Below are 21,667 nucleotides of genomic sequence, written 5' to 3'. Positions count from 1 at the left end.
CGGCGTCTGGGGTGGTTACGGAAAGTGTTCGAAGTTGTGCGTTGGGCTTCTCGCCTCGGCCGCCGGATCGTGGTCTTCTCAAGGTGAGTGAACGTGGTCGGGGCTGCCCCCGTGGTCCTGATCCGGACGGTCCCGGTGTCGTCAGGCGGTTAACCCCGTGGTCGCCTGACGGCCCGGGACCGTTTATCGCTCACCACAGGTCGCCGGTGTGCGCGGCGCTCCAGAACCTCAGCTCGTACCGGACGACGCGGTCGAAGGCCGAGCGCATCGCCGGCGAGGGCCCGCCCGGCGCGACCACGTCCAGCAGCCCGGCCAGCTCCGCGACCCACCCCGCGAACGCCGCCGAGGACCAGTTGTCCACGAACGGCCAGTAGTCCGTCTCCCGGACGGCCCCGCCCCGCACCGTCGACCAGGCGTCGAAGTACGCCTTCTCCGCGCCGTACAGGACGGCGAGCGCGACCGCGTAGCCGTCCTGCAGCGAGGACCGCAGGAACGCGGTGTAACCGAGCGTGGTCGGCCCGGGGTCGACGGCGAGGTCGAGCCCGCGCGCGGCCGCCTCCCGCCGGAACAGGTCCAGCTCGGCCTGCAGTGCGCCGAACCCGGCCGCCAGCGTGTCGGCCGCGTGCTCGTCCGGGGCCAGCGTGACCAGTCCGGACAGGAAGCGCCGGAAGCCGACCACGAAGTAGTGGTCCGCGACGAGCCAGCGGTCGAACACGGCCCGGCGCAGGCTCCCGTTGCCGGCCTGTGTGATGAACGGATGCGTCGCCAACCGGGCCCAGGACGTACTGCACCCGGCCAGCAGCTCGGCGGCCACGGTCCCCTGGCTCACGGGACGTCCCAGAAGGCGAGCTCGTGGGCGAGGGCCGCGTCGAAGGCCGCGGTCGCGGTCGGCTCGTCGACCAGATCCTCCGCGTACGCCTCGTCCAGCAGCTGCCCGCACCGCGCGGCCAGCGCGGCGAACCCGGGGTCGGCGTAGGTGGCGACCCAGCGCGCGTACCGCGGCTCCGGCGGCGGCGGCAGCATGCCGCCGAGCGTGGAGTAGCCCCACATGCACGGCAGCAACGCCGCCAGCCCCCGCCCGTAGTCGTTGGCCGCCGCCAGCAGGAACTCGGTGTACGCCGAGGTCGCCGGCCCCTTCACCGCCCCGAACAGGTCGGCGTCGAACTCCGCCGCCAGCGACCGGTGCAGCGTCAGCTCGTCGTGCCAGGTCGAGTGGGCGAGGTCGACCAGGTCGCCGAGGTGCCCGTCCGGCGCCTGCCCGGCCAGCCGGGCGAACACCCGGACGTAGTCGAGCAGGAACAGGTAGTCCTGTTCCAGCCAGGACCGGAACACGGCCGGGTCGAGGTCGCCGCGGGCGATGCCGGCCACCGTCGGGTGGGCCAGCTGGGCCCGGACGGACGGCAGGCCGCGCTCGGTCAGCCGCTGAGCCAGGGACGCCACGTCGTCATCGTGCCCGGGCAGCACCGGTCGGACACACTCAGACGGCCTCCGACAGGGTGACGAGGAACCGGCCCTCGGCGTCGGTCCACGCCTCCCGGACGGCGAGCCCGGCCACGGCCAGCTCGGCCCGGATCCCGTCCGGCCGGAACTTCGCCGACACCTCCGTCCGCATCTCCTCGCCGGCCGCGAACGGCACCAGCAGGTCCAGCGCGCCGATCTTCACATCCTGCTCGACCGTCGAGCGCAGCCGCATCTCGATCCACTCCGCCGCCGGGTTCCAGCGCGCGACGTGCTCGAACGCGTCGAGGTCGAAGTCGGCCCGCAGCTCCCGGTTCACCACCTGCAGCACGTTCTTGTTGAACCGCCCGGTCACCCCGTCCCGGTCGTCGTACGCGGGGACGAGGACGGCCGGATCCTTGACCAGGTCGGTGCCGAGCAGCAGCCAGTCGCCGGCGTCGGTGGACCCGCGCAGCGCGGTGAGGAACGCCGCCCGCGGGCCCGGCTCCAGGTTGCCGATCGTGCCGCCGAGGAACGCGGTCAGCCGCCGCTCCCCGGTGGGCAGCACCCCGAGCTGGTGCTCGAAGTCGGCCAGCAGCGCGTGCACCCGCAGCCCCGGGTAGTCCCGGACCAGCACCCGGCCGCTCTCCAGCAGCGCCGACGGGCTCACGTCCATCGGCACGTACGTCCCGAGCGTGCCGATCTCCCGCAGCGCCTCGATCAGCAGCCGAGTCTTCTCCCCCGAGCCGGAGCCGAGCTCCACCAGCGTCGAGGCCTTGGTCGTCGCGGCCACCTCGGCCGCGTGCGCGCCGAGGATCTCCCGCTCCGCCCGGGTCGGGTAGTACTCCGGCAGCCGGGTGATCTGCTCGAACAGCACGCTGCCGCGCTCGTCGTAGAACCACTTCGGCGGCAGCGTCTTCGGCGTCGAGGTCAGCCCGCGGGTGACGTCGGCCCGCAGCGCGTCCTCCAGGAAGTCGGGCGGCAGATGCGACTGCAGCGTGAGGCGTTCGGTCAGCGGATCCACGGTGCCTCCGGGGGTACGTCCAACGGGAGCGGCGTGGTGTCCACGCCGTCCGGGGTTGCGACCAGCAGCGAGCGGTCGGGCACGTCCACCCAGCCGGGCTCGTCGTCGTACGGTTCCGAGGCGACCACCACGCCGTCCGCGTCCGCCCGCCAGCACAGCGAGTCGCCCCAGGTGGTGGCCGCGATGCTGCGGCCGTCGGTGAGCAGCAGGTTCAGCCGGCCGCCCGCGGTCGAGGCGGCCAGCCGGACGGTGTTGCCGAGCGCCTCCGGCATCCGCTCGCCGTCGCTGAGCCGCTGGTGCACGACCAGCCAGAGCAGCGCCGAGTCCGACACCGCCTCCATCGCCATCAGCTCGACCGGGTCGAGGTCCACGGTCAGCTGCGCGATCGAGGTCGGCCAGCCGGTGACCGCGCCGTTGTGGCTGAACAGGTAGCGCCCGCTGGAGAACGGCGCGACCGCGGCCTCGCCCTGGGCCATCCCCGGGGTGGCCGAGCGGACCGCGGCCAGCACCGAGCCGGACCGCACCACCCGGGCCAGGTCCAGGAACGACCGGTCCGTCCACATCGGACTGTCGCGGCGGTAGCGGGCCGGGACCGGGTCGCCCTCCGCGTACCACCCCACCCCGAAGCCGTCGGCGTTGACGACGCCGTGGGCCTGGTTGCGGGGCTCCCAGGACTGCCGCAGCAGCGAGTGCGGTGGGTCGCTGACCAGGTCGCGCAGCGCCTTCGGGCGGCCCAGATAGGCGAGATGCCTACACATCGGCGTCCCGGGCGCAGCGGAAGCCGGTGAAGATCTGCCGGCGGACCGGCAGGTCCCAGTTGCGGAACGTGGACCGGCAGGCGGCCCGGTCGGTCGCCCAGGAGCCGCCGCGCAGCATCCGGTAGCCGTCGCCGAAGAACACCTCCGAGTACTCCCGGTACGGGAACGGCTCGAAGCCCGGGTAGCCGCGGAAGTCGCTGCCGCACCACTCCCAGACGTCGCCGACGAGCTGGTGCACGCCCAGCGCCGACGCCCCGGCCGGGTACGCCCCGAGCTCGGCCGGGCCGAGGTGGGTGCCGTCGAGGTTGGCCCGCTCCGGGGTCGGGTCCTCGTCGCCCCAGGGGTAGCGCCGGGACCGGCCGCCGACCGGGTCCCAGCGGGCGGCCTTCTCCCACTCGGCCTCGGTCGGCAGCCGGGCGCCGGACCAGCGTGCGTACGCGTCGGCCTCGAACCAGGTGACGTGCTGGACCGGCTCGTTGTCCGGCAGCGCCTCCTCGTGCCCGAAGCGGCGCCGCGACCAGCCGTCGCCGTCCCGGCTCCAGTTGGCCGGGGCGACCAGGGCGGCGGCCCGGACGTGGGCGAAGCCCTCGGCCGTCCACCAGCGCGGGTCGTCGTACCCGCCGGCCTCGACGAACGCCGCGTACGCCGCGTTGGACACGGGGAACGTGTCGATCCGGAACGCGGGCACGTCGACCCGGTGGGCCGGCCGCTCGTTGTCCAGGGCCCAGGCCTCGATGCTGGTGCCCATCTCGAACGGCCCGGCCGGCACCAGCACGTCCGCCGGCAGCCGAGCCGGGTCCACAGTGGACGATGGCGGCGGCGGCGCGTCCAGCACGGCCGCGCCGGCCCGCAGCTGGTGAGTGGCCAGCATCGTCTCCACGTGCTGCTGCTCGTGCTGCACGACCATGCCGAACACGAAGCCGCTGTCGGTGAGCCGGCGGCCCTCCAGCGGCACCTCGCCCAGCACGTCGAGCACCTTCTGCCGGACCTCCCGCGTGTACGCCAGCGACTGGCGCGGGTCCAGCAACGGCAGTGCCGGGCGGTCCTTGCGCGGGTGCTTGAACGCGTCGTACATCTCGTCGATGTCGGCCCGGACGGCCTCCCGGCCGCCGGCGTCCCGGACGAGCCAGAGCTCCTCCTGGTTGCCGATGTGGGCGAAGTCCCAGACCAGCGGCGACATGATCGGCGAGTGCTGGGCGGTCAGCTCGGCCTCGTCCAGCACGTCGACGGTCAGCGACTCGGACCGGCGCCGGGCCCGGGTCAGGTCGTCGGCGATGCGCTGCCGAAGGTCGGTCATGCGCCCTCCTCGGGTGCGATCGGGCGGTCGTCGGCGGGGCATCGGGACCGAGCGGGGTACCGCTCGCCGAACCCCTCGACCTCTCGGGCGAGCTCCGCCGCGCCGGCGCGGGTCAACGCCCCGGCGGCCGTCTCGATGAAGCACAGGGCGGCCCGGCGCAGGCTCGGGTCCGTCATCGCGTCCCGCGCCGCCACGGTCAGCGCGGTCGCCTCTCCGCCGGCTCTTCCGGACGTCGCGGCGAGCGCGTCGAGCGCGTCGGTCGCGGCCGCCGTCGCCGTCGCGCGGGCGACCGGGTCGTCCAGCAGGGCGGCGACCAGCGCTGCGACCACCCGCCACCCGTCCCCGGGCTGCGCGTCGATCGCCCGCAGCTCCAGGTGCCCCTGGCCCCGGACGGGCGGGAACAGCGTGGTCAGGTGGTAATCCAGGTCGGCCCCGGTCGGCGCGGGCAGTTGCGGCGCCGCCCCGCGCAGCCACCCCCGGAACGTCACCCCGTCCGGCGCGGTCCACGACCCGCCCTCGCGGCGGACCGCGAGCAGCTCCGCGTCCAGCGCCCACCGCGCGTACGCCGCGCGGGGGTCCGGGCCGGTCGGCGCGGCGGTCCGGGTCGGGTCGATCGCCGACCAGATCGCCGTCCTGGTGCAACGCCAGCCGGCGGACGGCGAGTTCGCGAACAGCCCGGTGAGCACCGGCAGCCAGGCGTGCAGCGCGTGCCAGCGCTCGGCCACCTCGGCGTCGTCGGTGCCCGCGTCCAGGCAGACCTGCACGGACGCGGTCGAGCACATCATCGCCCGGCCCTCGGGGCCGCGGGCGGCGAAGTGCCGCTCCATCGCGAGATAGCGCGGCAAGGTCGTACACAGGACCGGCGGGCGGGAATCGAGGCCCAGGCCGGTGAGGGTCAGCCCGGCGGTGGCGAGACGGTCGCGGAGCCGGGCCAGGTCGGCGGCGGTGCCGTCGAGACACTGGGTGAGCGGGGCGGGCGGCGAGCTGAGCTCCAGCTGCCCGCCGGGCTCGGTGGTGAGCGAGCCCGCCAGCGGCGGGTCGAATCTCGCGGAGAGCGCTTCGGTGAGGCGCGGGGGGTGGACGGGATCGTCCGGCCGGACGGCGTCGTGGACGAGCCACTCGAGCTCGACGCCGACGCGGGTCGGGGGTCCGGTCTTGAAGACGGTGCCGCCGACGTAGAGCTCGGCGGTCTCCTCGGTGATCGGAGCACGGAGCTCCGCGGTCAGCACGTCGATCACGGTCGGCAACCCTCCGCACTCGCTCCGATGCGACCCGGCCACGGTACGCCCGGCCTATGACCGTTACCCGTCTCGCGCCGGACCATTCCCTGATCTGTAAGAAGCGGATCCATGCCTCGGACGGTAGGCCGGGGGTCCGACAGGAACGGCCTCCGTGCCGGTCACGGTGCCGATCCCGTGCAGGACGTGCGCGAGCACCTCGACCCCGCGCACCACCCGCGGACCCGGCCGGTTGACGTACGCCGGCCCGTCCACGACCCAGACCCGGCCGTCCCGGACCGCCGGCAACGACGCCCAGCCCGGCCGGGCGGTGAGCACGTCCAGCTCGGCCAGCGTGCGCTCCGGCGGGAACCCGCAGGGCGCCAGCACCAGCACCTCCGGCCCGGCCGCGACGACCCGGTCCCACCCGACCGGGTCGGTGTGGGCGCCCGCGGTGCCGAGCACCTCCGTACCGCCGGCGGCCGCGACCTGCTCCGGCACCCAGTGCCCGACCGGCCAGATCGGGTCCAGCCACTCGAGCACGACCACCCGCGGGCGCGGTCGCCCGCTCACCGCGGCGGCGACCGCGGCCAGCCGGCGCTCGGCGTCCACCCGGGCCGCGGCCGCCTCGGTCCGCCGGCCGGTGAGCGCGCCCAGGGTGGCCAGCGTGCCGAGCACCTCGCCCAGCGTCCGCGGCTCCAGCGACACCAGCCGGGCAGCACCGTCGGCGACCCGGACGGCGTCCGCGACCTGGGCGTACGAGACCGCGCAGGCGTCGCAGAGCTCCTGGGTCAGGATCAGGTCGGCGTCCAGGGCGGCCAGCGCGGCCGGGTCCAGCGCGTAGAGGGACGAGCCGACGTGCGCGCCGCCGACGGCGGCGCTGATCTCCCGGCTGGACAGGCCGTCCGGCAGCGAGGTCCGCGTCACCACCGGGATGTGCTCGAGCGCGCCCGGCGGCCAGTCGCACTCGTGCGTACGGCCGACCAGGTCGCCGGCCAGGCCGAGCGTGACGACCAGGTCGGTGGCCGCCGGGAGCAGCGAGACGATCCGCACCCGGTCAGGACAGCACGCGCACCGGGTTCCCGCCCAGCCAGGCGGCCACGTCCTCGACCGCGTCGGCGAAGAAGGTCCGGTACGTGTCGGTGCTGACGTAGCCGAGGTGCGGCGAGAGCACCGTGCGCGGGGCCGAGCGCAGCGGGTGGCCGGCCGGCAGCGGCTCCACGTCGTACACGTCCAGGCCGGCGCCGGCCAGGCCGCCGGACCGCAGCGCGTCGACCAGCGCGGACTCGTCCACGATCGGCCCGCGCGAGGTGTTCACCAGGTAGCCGTCCGGGCCGATCAGGGCCAGCTCGCGGGCGCCGAGCAGACCGTGGGTGCGGTCCGAGAGCTTGAGGTGGATGGTCACCACGTCGGCCCGGCTGAGCAGGTCGTCCAGCGCGACCGGCTCGACCCCGAGCTCGCGGGCGTGCTTCGGGTCGAGGTTGGCACTCCAGCCCAGCACCCTCATCCCGAACGCCCGGCCGTAGCCGGCCACCCGGCTGCCGAGCCGGCCGAGCCCGAGCACGCCCAGGGTCCGGCCGGACAGCTCCGGCCCGATCGTGGTCTGCCAGCCGCCGGCCCGCACCGCCGCGTCCTCGTACGCGAGGTGCCGGGTCACCGCGAGCACCAGCGCCCAGGTCAGCTCGGCCGGCGCGTCCTGCCGGCTGCGGGTGCCGCAGACGGTGACCCCGCGCTCGCGGGCGGCGGCCAGGTCGATCGAGGCGTTCGCCATCCCGGTGGTGACCAGCAGCCGCAGCTCGGGCAGCCGCGCCAGCAGGTCGGCGTCGAACGCGGTCCGCTCCCGCATCGCGACCACGACCTCGCTGCCGGCCAGCGCCTCGACCAGCGCGGCGCCGACCAGGTGCTCCCGCCGGGCGACCACCTCCGCGTCCAGCTGACCCCACGGCCCCGCGGCCAACGCGACCCCCTGGTAGTCGTCCAGCACCGTCACCTTCACGAGCGGAGAACCTACTGGGCCGGGGGGTGCTCGATGCGCCACTTCTCCAGCAGGCCGCCGAGTTCCGCCTGGATGAAGACGAAGAAGTCCCGCATCCGCTCGACCCGGACGCCGCCGGGGCTGCCTGGACCGAGCGCCTTCACCCCGTCGTCGGAGGCGGCGGCGATCTGGCTCATGAAGCCGTCCCGGAGCGAGGCCGACTCGTACCAGGGATCGGCGGGGAGCCGGTAGCGATCACGCCGGGAGTTGGGGGTCGGGACGCGCTGCAGCATCCCGATGTGGATCAGGTAGCGCACCGCGCCGGAGATGGCCGCCGCGCTCACACCGAGCCGCTCGGACAGGTCGGCCGCGGTCAGCGCCTCCTCGTCGGCGGCCATCAGCGTCACCAGCACCCGGGACGGCATCCGCGGGAAGCCCCAGTCGGTGAAGATCAACGCCATGTGTTCGACGGCGGCCTTGACCTGCTCGGCGTCGCGTTCGGTCACCCGATCAGTCTTTCGTCTCTATAGAACATTCACAACCTTATGAAACAAGCGTAGCGTCTGACCGCGTGACCGATCCGATCTCCGTGTCCGGCCTCTCCAAGCGGTACGGGCACACGCAGGCGCTCGACGGGCTCGACCTGACCGTCCGTACGGGTGAGGTGCACGGCTTCCTCGGACCCAACGGGGCCGGGAAGTCCACCACGATCCGGGTTCTGCTGGGCCTGGCCCGGGCCGACCGCGGGACGGTGGCGCTGCTCGGCGGCGACCCCTGGAAGGACGCCGTCGCCCTGCACCAGCGGCTCGCGTACGTCCCCGGCGACGTCGTGCTCTGGCCGACGCTGACCGGCGGCGAGACCATCGACCTGCTCGGCCGGCTGCGCGGGGGGCTCGACCGGGACCGGCGGGACCAGCTGCTGAAGCGCTTCGAGCTCGACCCGACCAAGAAGGGCCGGGCCTACTCCATGGGCAACCGGCAGAAGGTCGCGCTGGTCGCGGCGTTGGCCGCGGACGTCGAGCTGCTGCTGCTGGACGAGCCGACCTCCGGGCTGGACCCGCTGATGGAGGAGGTGTTCCAGGAGACGGTGCGCGAGGCCCGGGACGCCGGCCGGACCGTGCTGCTGTCCAGCCACGTGCTGGCCGAGGTCGAGGCGCTCTGCGACCGGGTCAGCATCGTGCGCGCCGGCCGTACGGTCGAGAGCGGGACGCTGACCGAGCTGCGGCACCTGACCCGGACCTCGGTCACCGCGACCACCGCGACGCCGGCCGAGCTGGCCGGGCTGCCGGGCGTGCACAGCCTCACCGTCGACGGCGACCAGGTCCGCTGCGAGGTCGACACCGCGCAGCTGAACCCGGTGCTGGAGCGGCTCACCGCGGCCGGCGTCCGGAGCCTCGTCAGCCGGCCGCCGACGCTGGAGGAGCTGTTCCTGCGGCACTACGGCGACGAGCTGGCGCCGGCATGACCGGCTGGGCGCCGCTGCTGCGGCTGGCGTTGCGGCGGGACCGGATCATGCTGCCGGCCTGGGTGTACGGCATCGTGCTCACGGTCGTCTCCACCGCGTCCTCGTACGACCGGCTCTATCCGACCGAGGCCGAGCGGGCCCAGGTCGCGGCCGGGGCGAGCACCGGCGCGCTGCGGGCGATCACCGGGCCGGCGTTCGACCTGACCACGGTGGGCGGGCTGACGGCCTGGCGGATCGCCGGGTCCGGTGCGGTGCTGGCCGCGCTGATGAGCCTGCTGGTGGTGGTCCGGCACACCCGGGCCGAGGAGGACGCCGGCCGGACCGAGCTGGTCGGCGCCGCCGCCACCGGGCGGTACGCGGTGGCCGGGGCCGGGCTGCTCGTCGCCGCCGTCGCGAACGGCTCGATCGCGGTGCTCACCGCGGCCGGGCTGGTGCTGGTCGGGCTGCCGGTCGCGGGTTCGATCGCGCTCGGGCTGGCGATCGCCGCGGCCGGGCTGGTGTTCGCGGCCGTGGCGCTGGTGACCGCGCAGGTCGCCTCGGTCGCGCGGGCGGCGTCGGGGACGGCCGGCGCGCTGCTCGCGCTGGCGTTCCTGCTCCGGGCGGTCGGCGACTCCGGCGCGCCCTGGCTGTCCTGGCTGTCGCCGATCGGCTGGACCCAGCAGGTGCGGGCGTTCTCGGGCGAGCGCTGGTGGGTCTTCGCGCTGCCGCTGGCGCTCACGGCCGGCCTGGTCGGGCTGACCGGGGTGCTGCTGCCGCGCCGGGACGTGGGCGCCGGGCTGCGCCCGCAGCGGCCGGGACCGCCGGTCGCGGCGCCGCGGCTGGCCGGACCGCTGGCGCTGGCCTGGCGGCTGCAGCGCGGCACCCTGCTCGGCTGGACGGCCGGGTACGCGCTGGTCGGCGTCGCGGTCGGCGCGGTCGCGAGCGACGTCGGCGACCTGCTCGGCGACGGGCAGCAGGCCACCGACCTGATCGACAAGCTCGGCGGCGGCAGCAGCGACGTGGTCCGGACGTACCTGGCCCTGATCGTGGGGCTGCTCGGGCTGGTCGCGGCGGCCTACGCGGTCCAGGCGGTGCTGCGGGCCCGGACCGAGGAGACGGCGCAGCGGGCCGAGCCGGTGCTCGCGGCCGGGACGCCGCGGCTGCGCTGGGCCGGCGCGCACGTGCTGGTCGCGGCGGCCGGGTCGGCCTGGCTGCTGGCGGTGGCCGGGGTCACGCTCGGGCTCGTGCACGGGCTGCGGACCGGGGATCCCGGCCAGGTCGGCGTGCTCACCGGCGCGGCGCTGGCCCAGCTGCCGGCGGTCTGGGTGCTCGGCGCGCTGGCCGCCGCGCTGGCCGGGGCCGTACCGCGGCTGGTCGCCGCGGCCTGGGCCGCGCTCGCGGTCTGCCTGCTGCTCGGCCAGATCGGCCAGCTGCTCAGCCTGCCGGACTGGCTGCTGGACGCCTCGCCGTTCCAGCACACCGGGCCGGCCCCGCTGCACTCGCCGGGCCCCGTCCCGCTCGCCGTCCTGGTCGCGGTCGCGCTGGGGTTGGCCGGCGCCGGGGCGGCCGGGCTGCGACGGCGCGACATCGGCTGATCGCGCGGGTCAGACCAGGCCCGCGTCGTGGGCCAGCAGGGCGAGCTGGGTGCGGTTGGCCAGCCCGAGCTTGGTCATCGCGTGCGAGATGTGGGTCTTCACCGTCGCCACCGAGAGGTAGAGCTCGGTCGCGATCTCCTGGTTGGTCCGGCCCTTCGCGATCGCGAGGACCACGTCGGCCTCGCGCTCGGTCAGCCGGGCGAAGTCGGCCCGGGACCGGTCGGCCGTACCGCCGTCGACGGTGACCCGGGCGATCAGCCGCCGCGTCACCGCGGGCGACAGGATCGACTCGCCCGCCGCGACCCGCAGGACGGCCTCGACGATCCGGGCCGGCGGGGTGTCCTTGAGCAGGAACCCGCTGGCCCCGGCCCGCAGCGCCCGCAGCACGTTCTCGTCCGCGTCGAACGTGGTCAGCACGATCACCTCGGGCGGGTCCGGCCGCCGGCGCAGCGCCACGGTCGCGCTGATCCCGTCCACCCGCGGCATCCGGATGTCCATCAGCACGACCTCGGGCCGGTGCTCGGCCAGCGCCGCCTCGACCTCGTCGCCGTCGCCGGCCTCGCCGACGACCTCGAGCACGTCCGAGCCGGACAGCATCATCCGCAGCGCGCCCCGGACGAGCGCGTCGTCGTCGACGATGAGCACCCTCACGCCGGCCACGGCAGCACCGCCCAGATCCGGAACCGGCCCCGTCCGGCCTTGGCGTCCAGCCGGCCGCCGGCCAGCTGCACCCGCTCGCGCAGACCGACCAGGCCGGTACCGCTGCCCGGCACCCGGTCCCCGGCCGGGTCGGCGGTCGGGTTCGTGACCACGACCAGCAGGTGCCGGCCGGGCTTGCCGGCCAACAGCACGGTCGCCGACTGCCCGGCCGCGTGCTTGCGGGCGTTGGTCAGCGCTTCCTGCACGACCCGGTAGACGGTGCGACCCAGCACGTCCGGGACCGTACCGGGGTCCTCGATGCGGTTGTCGAGGCGGACCGGGGTGCCGGCCGCGCGGGACTCCTCCAGCAGCCGCGGTACGTCGGCGAACGTCGGCTGCGGCCGGTCGCCCTCGGTCTCGGCCCGGTCCTCCCGCAGCACCCCGATCACCTCCCGCAGCTCCTCCAGGGCCTGGTGCGCGCCGGTCCGGATCACGCCGCTCGCCCGGGCCAGCTCCTCCGGCGGCGCGTCCGGCCGGAACTCCAGCGCCCCGGCGTACGCGGCCAGCAGGGACAGGCGGTGGGCCAGCACGTCGTGCATCTCCCGGGCGATCTTCGTCCGCTCGCCCCGCCGGGCCTCGGCCAGCCGGTTGGCCTGGTCGGCCTCGGCCCGCCGGGCCCGGTCGCGCAGGGAGTCGACGAGAGCGCGCCGGGCCTGGTTCTGCGCGCCCCAGCCGACCAGCGCCGCGTACGAGGCCACGATGATCGCGATCCAGAGAACCAGTGGGCGGTCCGGCACGGGTCGCCAGAGCTCGCGCACGGTGTGGCCGGCCACGCCGGCCAGCGCGACCCCGATCGCGACCGGCAGCCGGCGGCGCTGGGCGACCCAGAGCACGGCCGTCCCGGCGGCGGGCGTCAGGGCGGCCGACACGGTGAGCAGGGCCGAGAGCACCAGGGCGAGCCCGACCGGAGCGCGGCGGACCAGCGGCAGCGCCGCGGTGCCGAGGACGCCGACCACGATGTCCAGCGCCAGCAGGATGCCCGACCGGCCGTCCAGGGCCGGCAGCTCGGCCTGCAAGGAGAAGAACCCCAGCGCCACCAGGAAGGAGAACGCCACTCCGGCGGCGGTGGCGCCGCGGCGACGGACCGGGTTCGGCAGCGAGATCGTGCTCATGGCACGGACAGTAGGTCGGTGTGCGCGGGCGCCGACACCGACGAAAGTCGGAGGTCAGGGTGCCGGTCGGCTAAATGTCTTGCCTGCGGGCCCGGTCGGTGGCACGGTCGTGGCGTGACCGACTGAGGACAGGCGCGGACGTCCGCGCCCGCCGCCGGGACCGGCTTCTCCGACCGGCGTGCGACCGAGTGAAACCCAGCCCCGAGGGGCGTACGCCGGTTTCCGCTGTCCCACCTCCGGCACCACGCCCCCTTGCTCTCCGAGGAGGCCCTCATGGCACAGCACCCAGCCGAACCCACCCCCGCCACCACCCCACCGACGACCGACCCATCCGGCCTCGCCGAAGGCCCGGTCACGATCGAGGTGCCGGGGCTCGCCCCGGGACCGGGCGGATCGGCCGACGCTCGGATCGAGATGCCTGCCCCGGGACCGGGCGAGTCGGCCGACGGCCGGGTCGAGATGCCGGGGCTGGAGCCGACGGCGGGCGAGTCCGGCGAGCCGGTGGCGATGAGCCGCCGGGAACGGCGGGCGGCGGCCCGCGGAGCCGATCCGGCGGCGAAGATCGCCGGCCACTCCGGCACCCGCCTCCCCCCGCCCCCGGTACGCCGCCGCGACTACGCCGCCCGCAAACACGGCTGACCCCCCGCGCGGCCGGGGCCCAGCCGGCCGACGTCTGACGGCCGAGCCGGACCTGCGGGTCCGGCTCGGCGACCGGACCGCGCCCGCCGCTGCGGCCGGGGGTCAGTGGGGCGGGGTGCCGGTGACGCGGAACTCGTACTTGGGGGCGGCGGGATCGCCGTCGTGCCAGGTGATCTCCTGCTGCCCTGACTCGCGCCGCATCGCCTCGCTCGGCACGCCGACCCCGCTCTGCTCGGCCAGCCCGATCCCGGTCCACCCCGCCGGGAACACCACCCGGAACGCCATGTCGACCACCGTCGGCCGGTGCCCGCCGGTGTTCCCACTGGTCACCGTGGACCAGCCGAACCGGTCGGACCCGCCGTCCCGCAGCGGATCCCAGAGCCCCTCGGACGCGTAGCTCAGCGTCCACTCGGTCTCCTTGGTCAGCCCGGGCCGGAACAGCACCACCGCCAGCGGCCGCCGGTCCGGCTCGATCACCGCGGACACGCTCGCCTCGACGTCGGCCGCCGCGACCGAGGTGGTCAGGCCGAGGCTGTCGGGACCGCGCCCGAGCCAGTCCGGCCCGACCAGCGGCCGCGAGGTCCGGTAGACCACGAACGGCTTCGGCACCGTCCAGCGCCGTTCGACGACACTGTCGGCGTCCCCCCGGGCGCCGACGGTGAAGGTGATCTCGACCCGTTCCTCGAACAGCGAGAGGTGCCGGTCGACCAGGCTCCGCAGCACCGCGTCGTACTGCGCGAGCCGGTCGGCGCCGGCGGCGACCGGGCCGGGCGGCGTCGCGAGCTGGCTCCGGCTGGTCACACCGGTCTTGCGGAACAGCGTGCGCATGTGGGCCTCGACAGTGCGCCGGGAGATGTTCAGCCGGTCGGCGATCTCGTCGTTGCTCAGCCTCTGGACGGCGAGGCGCAAGACCTCGTCCTCCCGAGCGGTGAGGTCGGTCATGGAGTGCCGCTCCTTTGCAGCAGGGTCACACCACCTACTGAACCAGAGAAACACCGGGAAGTCTTGCTCAAACGCCTAGGTGGCACTTACCTTTTACGTAGGTACTTACACGGTGTCCACCGAAGATCACGGACGGGCGCCGATGTCCGGGAGGGGTACGCGATGACCCGAGACAACTGCTTCCGCGGCCTGATGATCACCGCCGGCGTGCCGTCGACGCTGATGATCGTCACCCACCATCCGTGGCTCGGCGCAGCCACGCTCGCGGGCGCGGTCACCGCGTGGATGGCGTGTGAAGTGATGGCCGTCCGGGCTCGACAGGCGCGCGACGCCGCGCTGCTCGACTACGCCCGGACCGCGACCAACCTCGGCGACGACCCGGCGCCGGTGATCAGCGCGCTGCGGTCGCGGTCGCCGGACCCCGAGGAGGACGACCTGTTCCGGCCCGAGCCGGACGAGCGGCCGTGGGTGCACCTGCGACCCAGCGAGTGGTGAGCGGCACGACGAACTGAGTCAGCTCACTGGAATGGACCGTCGAACTCGCCCGCTCTGGCACCGGCGAGGAAGGCGGTCCATTCGTGTCGGGTGAAGGTGAGGATCGGGCCCTCACGGTCCTTCGAGTCCCGCACCCAGACGTGCTGCGCGGTGTCGGCGATCTCCACGCAGCCGCTGCCTTGGCTGGCGCGGGCCTTGCGCCACGGAGCGTCGATGGGCGGCGGCACACTGATCACGCGTGACTCCTCAGGCCTCGGTCCGTCCGTCCGAACCGGACAGAGGACACCAACCACGATGTCCGGAGTCTAACTCGCGTTCGTCATCAGGACGCAAAAAACCGACACGCCTCACCCGTCCATCGCCCCGCCCGCGGGGTTTCGGTGATGGACACCTGGCGCCTCGCCAGCAATCGTAGCGATGGTTGCCCGTCGTACACCAGCCGAACCGACGTCTTGCGGTCCGCCAGGTGGCAGACCGCTGTCCGGCGATGTGCCGATCACCTCCGTGTTCCTGCTGTTCAGCGCGGTGTACCCGCCGTGCCATGCGACGTCCTGCCTTATGCGATGTGCCATGTAGCAGATCGGTGGTAGTCTCCTGCTACCTAGCAGACCGACAGATCCCGGCCCGGTAGATGGCACACAGCCAGACACCTAGGTGCCAGGTTCAGGAGAGGACGACGACACGATGGCCGCCATCCAGGATCCCTCCGTCCAACGGCGGAGGCTCCGCAGCGAGCTGCGCAAGCTGCGTGAGACGGCCGGGTTGAAGCAGGGAGAAGTTGCCAAGGCGATGGACTGGTCCCCCTCGAAGCTCATCCGGATCGAGGGCGGCCAGGTCAGCATCTCGACGAACGATCTGCGTGCGTTGCTCACCCACTACAACGTCAAGGACAGCCGGCGGGCCACGAGCCTGATCGAGCTGGCCAAATCCAGCCGCGGTACCTCTTTCTACGATCAGTATCTGTCGGTGCTGAAGCCGGGCTTCCGCGAGTACCTCGCGTACGAGGGCGCGGCTTCGGTGATCCGGCAGTACGACCCGGTCTACGTCTCGGGCCTTCTCCAGACGGAGGAATACGCCCGCGCCATTCTCAAGTTCGCCGCCGGCTTCGACGAGGAGCAGGCCGAGCGGGCCTGGATCGTCCGCGAACACCGGCAGGAGATCCACGACCGCGACGACCCGCCCGAGATGCACGTGATCGTCGACGAGTCGGTGCTCCGGCGCCGGGTCGGGCACCGCGACCGGACCATGATCCGGCAACTGGAACGCCTGAAGGAGTACGGGGCGCAGCCTCATGTCACGCTGCGGGTGCTCCCTTTTGCGGTGGGGGCCCACCCCGGCATGCAGGGGAACTTCATCCTGCTGGAGTTCGCGGAGGCGGACCTCGACGAGGTCGTCCACATCGAGACGGTGGAGGACATCACGATCAAGGACGATGCCGAGCTCATCGCCCGGTATCTGGACCGCTTCGAGGACCTGGAGCGGCTCGCTATGTCTCCGGAGGACAGCGTCGTCTTCCTCGACAAGCTCATTGCCGAGATGAATTCGGAGAGGAGTGACGACGCGACGATGCAAGCAGCCGTCTGACGAAGAAGAGAGCTGGGGTCGATGGTCAGATCGACCCCCGCCCGGAACTCGACCAAATCTCACCCTGGACATCCGCGAAGAGGCCGGGAGGAGGCTCAGTCATGCGCGAGCGTAGCACCTCAGCCACAGGCGGCGATGGCTCCAACGGCGGTTGACGCCAGCGCGGCGAGCAGGTCCGGCCCGGTCCCGACTGGGCTCGGACCTGCTGTTTCGTGATTGGACGCCGTCAGTACGGGGCACCGAGGACGGCATGGATCACTTCACGATCGCGACCGTCGCCGAGACGAGCGCGGACTTCCGGCGGGTCCTGTGGACCGGCGAGCACTCGCAGCTGGTGATCATGACGATCCCGGCCGGCGGCGAGATCGGCGAGGAGGTGCACGAGGACACCGACCAGGTGCTCGGCTTCGTCAGCGGGGTCGGCGAGGCCCGCGTCGGCGGCCGCAAGCGCAAGGTCGAGGCCGGCGACATGGTCGCGGTGCCGGCCGGGACGAAGCACAACTTCGTCAACACCGGACCCAACCCACTGGTCCTCTACACCGTCTACGGACCGCCGGAGCACGCCGACGGCGCCGTCCACAAGACCAAGGAGGAGGCCGACGCGGCCGAGGAGTCCGGCCGGGACGAGCCACCCACCGCCTGAATTCCTTGACGAGTATATACGTCTAGAGGCATGCTCAGACGCATGGCGTTCGAGGTGCTCGCGGAGCCGACCCGGCGGCGGATCGTCGCCGAGCTGCGCGGGACCGAGCGGAGCGTCACCGAGCTGGTGGGCGCGCTCGGCGTACCGCAGCCGACGGTGTCCAAGCACCTCAAGGTCCTGCGCGAGGCCGGCTTCGTGTCGGCCCGGGTCGCGGCCCAGCAGCGGATCTACCGGCTGGAGGCCGCCCCGTTCCGGGAGCTGGCCGCCTGGCTGGAGCCGTACCGGGAGCTGTGGGAGCGGCACCTCGACCGCCTGGAAACACACCTCGACGGGCTGGAGGATCGATGAGCGCGTACGCGGAGTCGACTGCGGAAGGCTGGGTCCTCGTGCTGACCCGGCAGCTCGAGCACGAGCCGGCGAAGGTCTGGGCCGCGCTCACCGAGCCGGGTCAGCTGGAGCGGTGGGCGCCGTTCACGGCCGAGCGCAGCCTGGCCGAGCCCGGCGACCTGACGCTGACCATGATCGACGGACCGAGCACGGTCGACCTGCCGGCGACGGTGACGACGGCCGATCCGCCGACGCTGCTGGAGTACCGCTGGGGCGAGGATCTGCTGCGCTGGGAGCTGATCCCGGCCGCTGCCGGCACCCGCCTCACCCTGCGGCACCGCGTCGGCAGCCAGGACGATCTGGCCCGCGCGGCGGCCGGCTGGCACCTCTGCCTGGACGTGGCCGGGCACCTGCTCGACGGCGACCCGGTCCCGCCGGTGCGCGGGCGGGAGGCGCTGGAGCACGGCTGGCAGGCCCTGCACGACGACTACGCGGCTCAGCTGAGGTAGGACAGGACCCGGTCGGTGTGGTGGGCGGAGATCTCCAGCATGAACTCGCGGTCCGGGAAGTCCCCGTCCAGCAGCCGCAGCGGCCCCGCCACCAGCGACAGGTGCCGGGCCAGCCGGTAGAACCGCATCCGGTCCGGGTCCAGCCCCGGCGGCCGCAGCGGCTCGTACGCGTCGGCACCGAAGCGCATCTCCAGGAACGCGTGCTCCCACTCGACGTCGAAGTACGCCAGTCCCTCGATGTCGATGAGCACCGGCGCGCCGGCGTCGTCGAGCAGCACGTGGTCGCCACCGAGCTCGCCGTGCACCAGCGCGTGGCCGGTCCGCGGCCCGACCACGGAGAACGCCCGGAGCCGGTCCGTCAGCGCGGACCGGGCGGCGTCGATCGCCGGGACCCGGGCGGCGGCCTCGGCCAGGTCCCGCAGTGCCATGTCCAGCACGATCCGGGCGCAGGACCGGCCGCTGCGGTCGGGCCGGGCCACCTTCCCGATCGCCGTCGACGTCGCGGCCGCCATGGTGGCCAGCAGCTCGGCCAGGGCCGCGAGAGCCGGCGCGGCCGGCTCCCGCGCGAGCAGGGATTCCAGCGTGCCGCCGCGGACCTCCTCGACCAGGGCGACGTCGCCGTCCGCCCAGAGCAGCCGGGGTGTCCGGACACCGGCCGCGGCCAGCGCGTCGTGGGAGGCCCGGAACAGGTCCGGCCCGGACGCGTCGGTGAACACGTCCTGCGGACCCTCCCGGGCGGGCCAGTAGTCCTCGGCCGCGGTCCAGATGTACGCGACCGCGCTGCCACCACCGGCGAGGCCGAGCAGGTAGACGCCCTTCTTGCTCCCGCCGGCCAGCCGCGACACCGCGACGAGCTCGCCCCCCAGCGCCGACCGCACCACCGGCGCCAGCTCCGCGACCCCCGCGAAGGAGCGGGGCACGGTCAGGCGGCCGGGATCGGCGGGAGGTCGAAGGGGCGGCCGACCGTGCGGCGGGCGATCCGCCAGCCGTCGGCCTCGCGCCGGTACTCGTCCTCGTACGCGCCGCCGCCGACGATCCAGCGCCCGTCGCCGAGCTGGATCTGCACGATCACGTCGCAGTGCCCGGTGGCCTTGTCGCCGGCGACCTCGACCACATGGTTGACCGTCGAGTGCTGCATGATCGGGAACGACTGCCACTGGCCGGTGACGGCGGCGTTGATCTCCGCCACCCCCCGGTACGCCTTGTCCGCGCTGGTCTGCCAGACCGCGTCCGCGGTCCACACCCGCTGCCAGCGGTTCAGGTCACGATGGTCGGCGCCGATGCAGTAGTCGTTCACCAACCGGTGCAGCGCGAGCTCCGCCTCGACCCGCTCCACCCGCTCCGCCAGCTCCTCGAGCAATCCCATACGCGCAGCCTAGGCGGGTCGCCCGCGGGGCCGGCAGGCGCAGTCCCGACATGCGGGCGACCGCCGGGGTGCACCCCCGGCGGCGCTCCTGGCCGGCGCGCAGCCGGCCGCCATCTCCGGCTTCTTGTCGCCGCCGCTGCACCCGGCCAGCGCGAGCGCGATGACCGCGGTCGACAGGACCGTCCGGCGAAGGGGCGGTGCCTCGTTCGAGGCACCGCCCCTCCGACTCGCCCCGGGTCAGGGTGTGATGACGACCTTCAACGCCGAGTTGGCGGCGGCGTCGGAGAAGACCTCGTAGGCCTCGTCGATCCGGTCGAACGTGAACCGGTGGGTACCCATCTTCTCGGACGGGATCTTGCCCGAGGCGACCATCGTGAGCAGGGTCGGGATCGACACCGTGTCGACCAAGCCCATGGTCAGCGTGACGTTGTGGATCCAGAGCTCGTGCATGGGCAGCTCGACCGGGACGCCGTGCACGCCGATGTTCGCGATCGTGCCGCCCGGCCGGACCAGCGCCGCCGCCGTCCGCAGCGTCTCCGGGTAGCCGACGGCCTCGATCGCGACGTCCACGCCGAGCCCGTCGGTCAACGCCTTGACGTCCGCGATCGCGGTCTCGCCGGCCTCGACCGTGTCGGTCGCGCCGAAGTCGCGGGCCTTGTCCAGGCGGAACTTGTTGGAGTCGATCGCGATCACCTTCGACGCGCCCCAGAGCCCGGTGGTGAGGATCGCGGACAGGCCGACCGCGCCGGCACCGACGACCGCGACCGTGTGCCCGGGCCGGACCCGGCCGGCCAGCACGCCGACCTCGTACCCGGTCGGCAGCGCGTCGGCCAGGAAGATCGCCTGCTCGTCGGTGACGTCCGCCGGGACCTTGTAGAGAGAGGTGTCCGCGTACGGGACCCGGACCGACTCGGCCTGGGTGCCGTCGATGAGGTGACCGAAGATCCAGCCGATGCCGCCGACGGTCTGGCAGTGTGACGGCATCCCGCGCACGCAGTACGCGCAGCGGCCGCAGCGGGTGATCGCGGGCACCAGCACCCGGTCGCCCTCGGCGAACCCGGTGACCGCGGCCCCGACGGCGGTGACCGTGCCGACCGCTTCGTGGCCCAGCACCCGGCCGTCGGTCACCGCGGCCACGTCCCCCTTGAGGATGTGCAGGTCGGTGCCGCAGATCGTGGTCGTGTCGACGCGCACGACCACGTCGGTCGGGTCCTGCACCGCGGCGTCGGGTACGTCCTCCCAGCTCTTGCGGCCGGGACCGTGGTAGACCAGCGCCTTCATGGGGCCTCCTCGTAGGCGGATCCCTCGACGCTAGAAGCGTCCCGCCGGCACGGCTGTCGCAGATCGAGACGCGGTCGGGTGAACGGTCCCTGTGCGCCGGCCGTGTACGCGAAGTGGTGCGGGGCCAAAGACGTCCCTCACCATTAGGGAGGCACCGTGCACGCACGACGCACCGTCGCGGCACTCGCCGCGCTCACCACAGTCGGGTTGGTGGGAGCAGCTCAGGCTGCTTGGGCGGGCCCGGGCCCGGGTGGCGGGGACACCCAGGTCGTCCAGTCCAATGTCGTGTCCGACATCCCGGGCATGGCCACGCTCACCGATCCGCACCTCGTCAACCCGTGGGGCCTGTCGTTCCTGCCGACGAGCCCGGTCTGGATCTCCAACGCCGGCACCAGCACCGCCACGCTGATCTCGGGGGCCCCGCCGGCGACCCCGAACGCGATCGTCCCGCTGGTCGTGACCATCCCCGGCGGACCCCCGTCCGGCCAGGTCTCGAACGCGACGACCAGCTTCCCGGTGACCGGCTCGCTCGGCACCGGCTCGGCCCGGTTCATCTTCGCCGGCCTCGGCGGGTCGATCACGGCCTGGACGCCCTCGGCCGAGGCGACCACCGCGGTCGTCGTGGCGACCACCCCGGGCGCCAGCTACACCGGCCTGACCATGATCCAGACGGCGAGCGGGCCGGAGCTGCTCGCCTCGAACTTCGCGCAGGGCCGGATCGACGTCTTCGACCAGAACTTCCACCGGGTCGCGACGCCGCGGGCGTTCCGCGGGACCAACATCCCGCGCGGGTTCTCGCCGTTCAACGTGCAGGCGCTCGGCAACTTCGTCTACGTGTCGTACGCGAAGGTCGGCCCGGACGGCCGCAGCGTGGACGGCAAGGGCCTCGGCTTCGTCACCCGGTTCACGCCGGACGGCCTGCACTTCAAGCGGGTCGCCGCTCGCGGTGAGCTCAACGCGCCGTGGGGGCTGGCGATCGTCCCGGCCGGCTTCGGCTCGCTGACCGGCAAGCTGCTCGTCGGCAACTTCGGCGACGGCCACATCGGCATCTACGAGCCGAACCAGTGGCACTTCCGCGGCCTGCTCGAGAAGTCGGACGGCCAGCCGTTCCAGGTCGACCGGCTCTGGTCGCTCCTGCCCGGCACCGCGACCACCGGCGGCACCGACGCGATCTGGTTCTCCGCCGGCATCGTCAACGAGACACACGGCCTCGTCGGCACCCTCAAGGCAGCACCCGACCACAACTGAGTAGTCCGGAGGCGGGGCCGCTCGGACCCGGCCCCGCCCCCTGATCCCCGAAGCGGGCCCCGCCCCCCCCCCGGG

The 21,667-nt window shown here is 73.7% G+C and carries 25 protein-coding genes; 9 read left to right on the top strand and 16 right to left on the bottom strand.

What is annotated here, in order from left to right:
* Positions 1-190 precede the first annotated feature (190 nt).
* The 9 genes from VGP36_18290 to VGP36_18250 all read right to left on the bottom strand — a co-directional run bounded on the left by VGP36_18290 (position 191) and on the right by VGP36_18250 (position 8,214).
* Positions 191-829 (bottom strand): hypothetical protein, encoded by a 639-nt coding sequence (locus VGP36_18290; GenBank protein HEV7656668.1) that lies wholly within the window; start codon positions 827-829, stop codon positions 191-193.
* Entirely contained in the window at positions 826-1,440 is a 615-nt protein-coding gene (locus VGP36_18285; protein HEV7656667.1) for a transcriptional regulator, read from the bottom strand. The genes VGP36_18290 and VGP36_18285 overlap by 4 nt, the downstream gene beginning before the upstream one ends.
* Positions 1,441-1,477: 37 nt before the next feature.
* The gene (gene egtD / locus VGP36_18280; GenBank protein ID HEV7656666.1) at positions 1,478-2,452 is read right to left on the bottom strand and encodes an L-histidine N(alpha)-methyltransferase; all 975 of its coding nucleotides are present in this window, start codon (positions 2,450-2,452) and stop codon (positions 1,478-1,480) included.
* Positions 2,449-3,219, bottom strand: a complete 771-nt coding sequence (gene egtC / locus VGP36_18275; GenBank protein HEV7656665.1) for an ergothioneine biosynthesis protein EgtC — start codon at positions 3,217-3,219, stop codon at positions 2,449-2,451. Before egtC ends, egtD begins: the two co-directional genes overlap by 4 nt.
* Positions 3,212-4,516, bottom strand: coding sequence for an ergothioneine biosynthesis protein EgtB (gene egtB, locus VGP36_18270; GenBank protein ID HEV7656664.1), 1,305 nt, complete (start codon positions 4,514-4,516; stop codon positions 3,212-3,214). The genes egtC and egtB overlap by 8 nt, the downstream gene beginning before the upstream one ends.
* The gene (locus tag VGP36_18265; GenBank protein ID HEV7656663.1) at positions 4,513-5,754 is read right to left on the bottom strand and encodes a glutamate-cysteine ligase family protein; all 1,242 of its coding nucleotides are present in this window, start codon (positions 5,752-5,754) and stop codon (positions 4,513-4,515) included. Before VGP36_18265 ends, egtB begins: the two co-directional genes overlap by 4 nt.
* Positions 5,755-5,817: 63 nt before the next feature.
* Positions 5,818-6,786, bottom strand: coding sequence for an ABC transporter substrate-binding protein (locus VGP36_18260; GenBank protein HEV7656662.1), 969 nt, complete (start codon positions 6,784-6,786; stop codon positions 5,818-5,820).
* 4 nt (positions 6,787-6,790) lie between these two features.
* Entirely contained in the window at positions 6,791-7,729 is a 939-nt protein-coding gene (locus tag VGP36_18255) for a D-2-hydroxyacid dehydrogenase family protein (protein HEV7656661.1), read from the bottom strand.
* 11 nt (positions 7,730-7,740) lie between these two features.
* Entirely contained in the window at positions 7,741-8,214 is a 474-nt protein-coding gene (locus VGP36_18250; GenBank protein HEV7656660.1) for a MarR family transcriptional regulator, read from the bottom strand.
* Positions 8,215-8,279: 65 nt separating this feature from the next.
* On the opposite strand from VGP36_18250, the gene VGP36_18245 reads away from it, so the two are divergent.
* Both VGP36_18245 and VGP36_18240 read left to right on the top strand, forming a co-directional pair.
* Positions 8,280-9,173 (top strand): ABC transporter ATP-binding protein, encoded by an 894-nt coding sequence (locus tag VGP36_18245; protein ID HEV7656659.1) that lies wholly within the window; start codon positions 8,280-8,282, stop codon positions 9,171-9,173.
* Positions 9,170-10,747, top strand: a complete 1,578-nt coding sequence (locus VGP36_18240) for an ABC transporter permease (protein HEV7656658.1) — start codon at positions 9,170-9,172, stop codon at positions 10,745-10,747. The genes VGP36_18245 and VGP36_18240 overlap by 4 nt, the downstream gene beginning before the upstream one ends.
* 9 nt (positions 10,748-10,756) lie before the next feature.
* Here the strand turns inward: VGP36_18240 and VGP36_18235 are convergent, their stop codons facing one another.
* Together VGP36_18235 and VGP36_18230 are read right to left on the bottom strand one after the other, a co-directional pair.
* A complete protein-coding gene (locus VGP36_18235) occupies positions 10,757-11,407 on the bottom strand; it encodes a response regulator transcription factor (protein HEV7656657.1) in 651 nt (216 codons plus the stop codon).
* The gene (locus VGP36_18230; GenBank protein HEV7656656.1) at positions 11,395-12,558 is read right to left on the bottom strand and encodes a histidine kinase; all 1,164 of its coding nucleotides are present in this window, start codon (positions 12,556-12,558) and stop codon (positions 11,395-11,397) included. The genes VGP36_18235 and VGP36_18230 overlap by 13 nt, the downstream gene beginning before the upstream one ends.
* Before the next feature lie 273 nt (positions 12,559-12,831).
* Between VGP36_18230 and VGP36_18225 the strand changes: the two genes are divergently transcribed.
* Positions 12,832-13,197 (top strand): hypothetical protein, encoded by a 366-nt coding sequence (locus VGP36_18225; GenBank protein HEV7656655.1) that lies wholly within the window; start codon positions 12,832-12,834, stop codon positions 13,195-13,197.
* 102 nt (positions 13,198-13,299) lie between these two features.
* Here VGP36_18225 and VGP36_18220 read toward each other — a convergent pair whose 3' ends face one another.
* The gene (locus tag VGP36_18220; protein HEV7656654.1) at positions 13,300-14,139 is read right to left on the bottom strand and encodes a helix-turn-helix transcriptional regulator; all 840 of its coding nucleotides are present in this window, start codon (positions 14,137-14,139) and stop codon (positions 13,300-13,302) included.
* A gap of 162 nt (positions 14,140-14,301) precedes the next feature.
* Between VGP36_18220 and VGP36_18215 the strand changes: the two genes are divergently transcribed.
* Positions 14,302-14,634, top strand: a complete 333-nt coding sequence (locus VGP36_18215; GenBank protein HEV7656653.1) for a hypothetical protein — start codon at positions 14,302-14,304, stop codon at positions 14,632-14,634.
* Between the two features lie 23 nt (positions 14,635-14,657).
* On the opposite strand, the gene VGP36_18210 is transcribed toward VGP36_18215, so the two are convergent.
* Positions 14,658-14,870 (bottom strand): DUF397 domain-containing protein, encoded by a 213-nt coding sequence (locus tag VGP36_18210; GenBank protein HEV7656652.1) that lies wholly within the window; start codon positions 14,868-14,870, stop codon positions 14,658-14,660.
* Positions 14,871-15,318: 448 nt separating this feature from the next.
* Between VGP36_18210 and VGP36_18205 the strand changes: the two genes are divergently transcribed.
* The 4 genes from VGP36_18205 to VGP36_18190 all read left to right on the top strand — a co-directional run bounded on the left by VGP36_18205 (position 15,319) and on the right by VGP36_18190 (position 17,697).
* Positions 15,319-16,218: a helix-turn-helix transcriptional regulator gene (locus tag VGP36_18205; GenBank protein HEV7656651.1), complete on the top strand. Its 900-nt coding sequence runs from the start codon at positions 15,319-15,321 to the stop codon at positions 16,216-16,218.
* A 250-nt stretch (positions 16,219-16,468) separates the two neighbouring features.
* A complete protein-coding gene (locus VGP36_18200) occupies positions 16,469-16,861 on the top strand; it encodes a cupin domain-containing protein (protein HEV7656650.1) in 393 nt (130 codons plus the stop codon).
* A 42-nt stretch (positions 16,862-16,903) separates the two neighbouring features.
* On the top strand, positions 16,904-17,209 hold the full coding sequence (locus tag VGP36_18195; GenBank protein ID HEV7656649.1) for a metalloregulator ArsR/SmtB family transcription factor: 306 nt from the start codon (positions 16,904-16,906) through the stop codon (positions 17,207-17,209).
* Complete coding sequence (locus VGP36_18190; GenBank protein HEV7656648.1) at positions 17,206-17,697, top strand: SRPBCC family protein; 492 nt, start codon at positions 17,206-17,208, stop codon at positions 17,695-17,697. Before VGP36_18195 ends, VGP36_18190 begins: the two co-directional genes overlap by 4 nt.
* Here VGP36_18190 and VGP36_18185 read toward each other — a convergent pair.
* From VGP36_18185 to VGP36_18175, 3 genes are all read right to left on the bottom strand, one after another.
* Positions 17,685-18,617 carry a hypothetical protein gene (locus VGP36_18185; protein ID HEV7656647.1) on the bottom strand — a complete coding sequence of 311 codons (933 nt, stop codon included), beginning with the start codon at positions 18,615-18,617 and terminating at the stop codon, positions 17,685-17,687. The genes VGP36_18190 and VGP36_18185 overlap by 13 nt on opposite strands.
* Before the next feature lie 2 nt (positions 18,618-18,619).
* Positions 18,620-19,063, bottom strand: a complete 444-nt coding sequence (locus tag VGP36_18180) for a nuclear transport factor 2 family protein (GenBank protein HEV7656646.1) — start codon at positions 19,061-19,063, stop codon at positions 18,620-18,622.
* A 237-nt stretch (positions 19,064-19,300) separates the two neighbouring features.
* On the bottom strand, positions 19,301-20,344 hold the full coding sequence (locus VGP36_18175; GenBank protein ID HEV7656645.1) for an alcohol dehydrogenase catalytic domain-containing protein: 1,044 nt from the start codon (positions 20,342-20,344) through the stop codon (positions 19,301-19,303).
* A 285-nt stretch (positions 20,345-20,629) separates the two neighbouring features.
* Here VGP36_18175 and VGP36_18170 point away from each other — a divergent pair, with 285 nt between their 5' ends.
* The gene (locus VGP36_18170; protein ID HEV7656644.1) at positions 20,630-21,592 is read left to right on the top strand and encodes a TIGR03118 family protein; all 963 of its coding nucleotides are present in this window, start codon (positions 20,630-20,632) and stop codon (positions 21,590-21,592) included.
* Positions 21,593-21,667 lie beyond the last annotated feature (75 nt).

The sequence above is a fragment of the Mycobacteriales bacterium genome (assembly GCA_035995165.1).
Lineage (GTDB): Bacteria > Actinomycetota > Actinomycetes > Mycobacteriales > CADCTP01 > CADCTP01.
The sequence above is the reverse complement of the archived record's forward strand: the minus strand, read 5'-3'. Positions and strand labels throughout refer to the sequence as shown.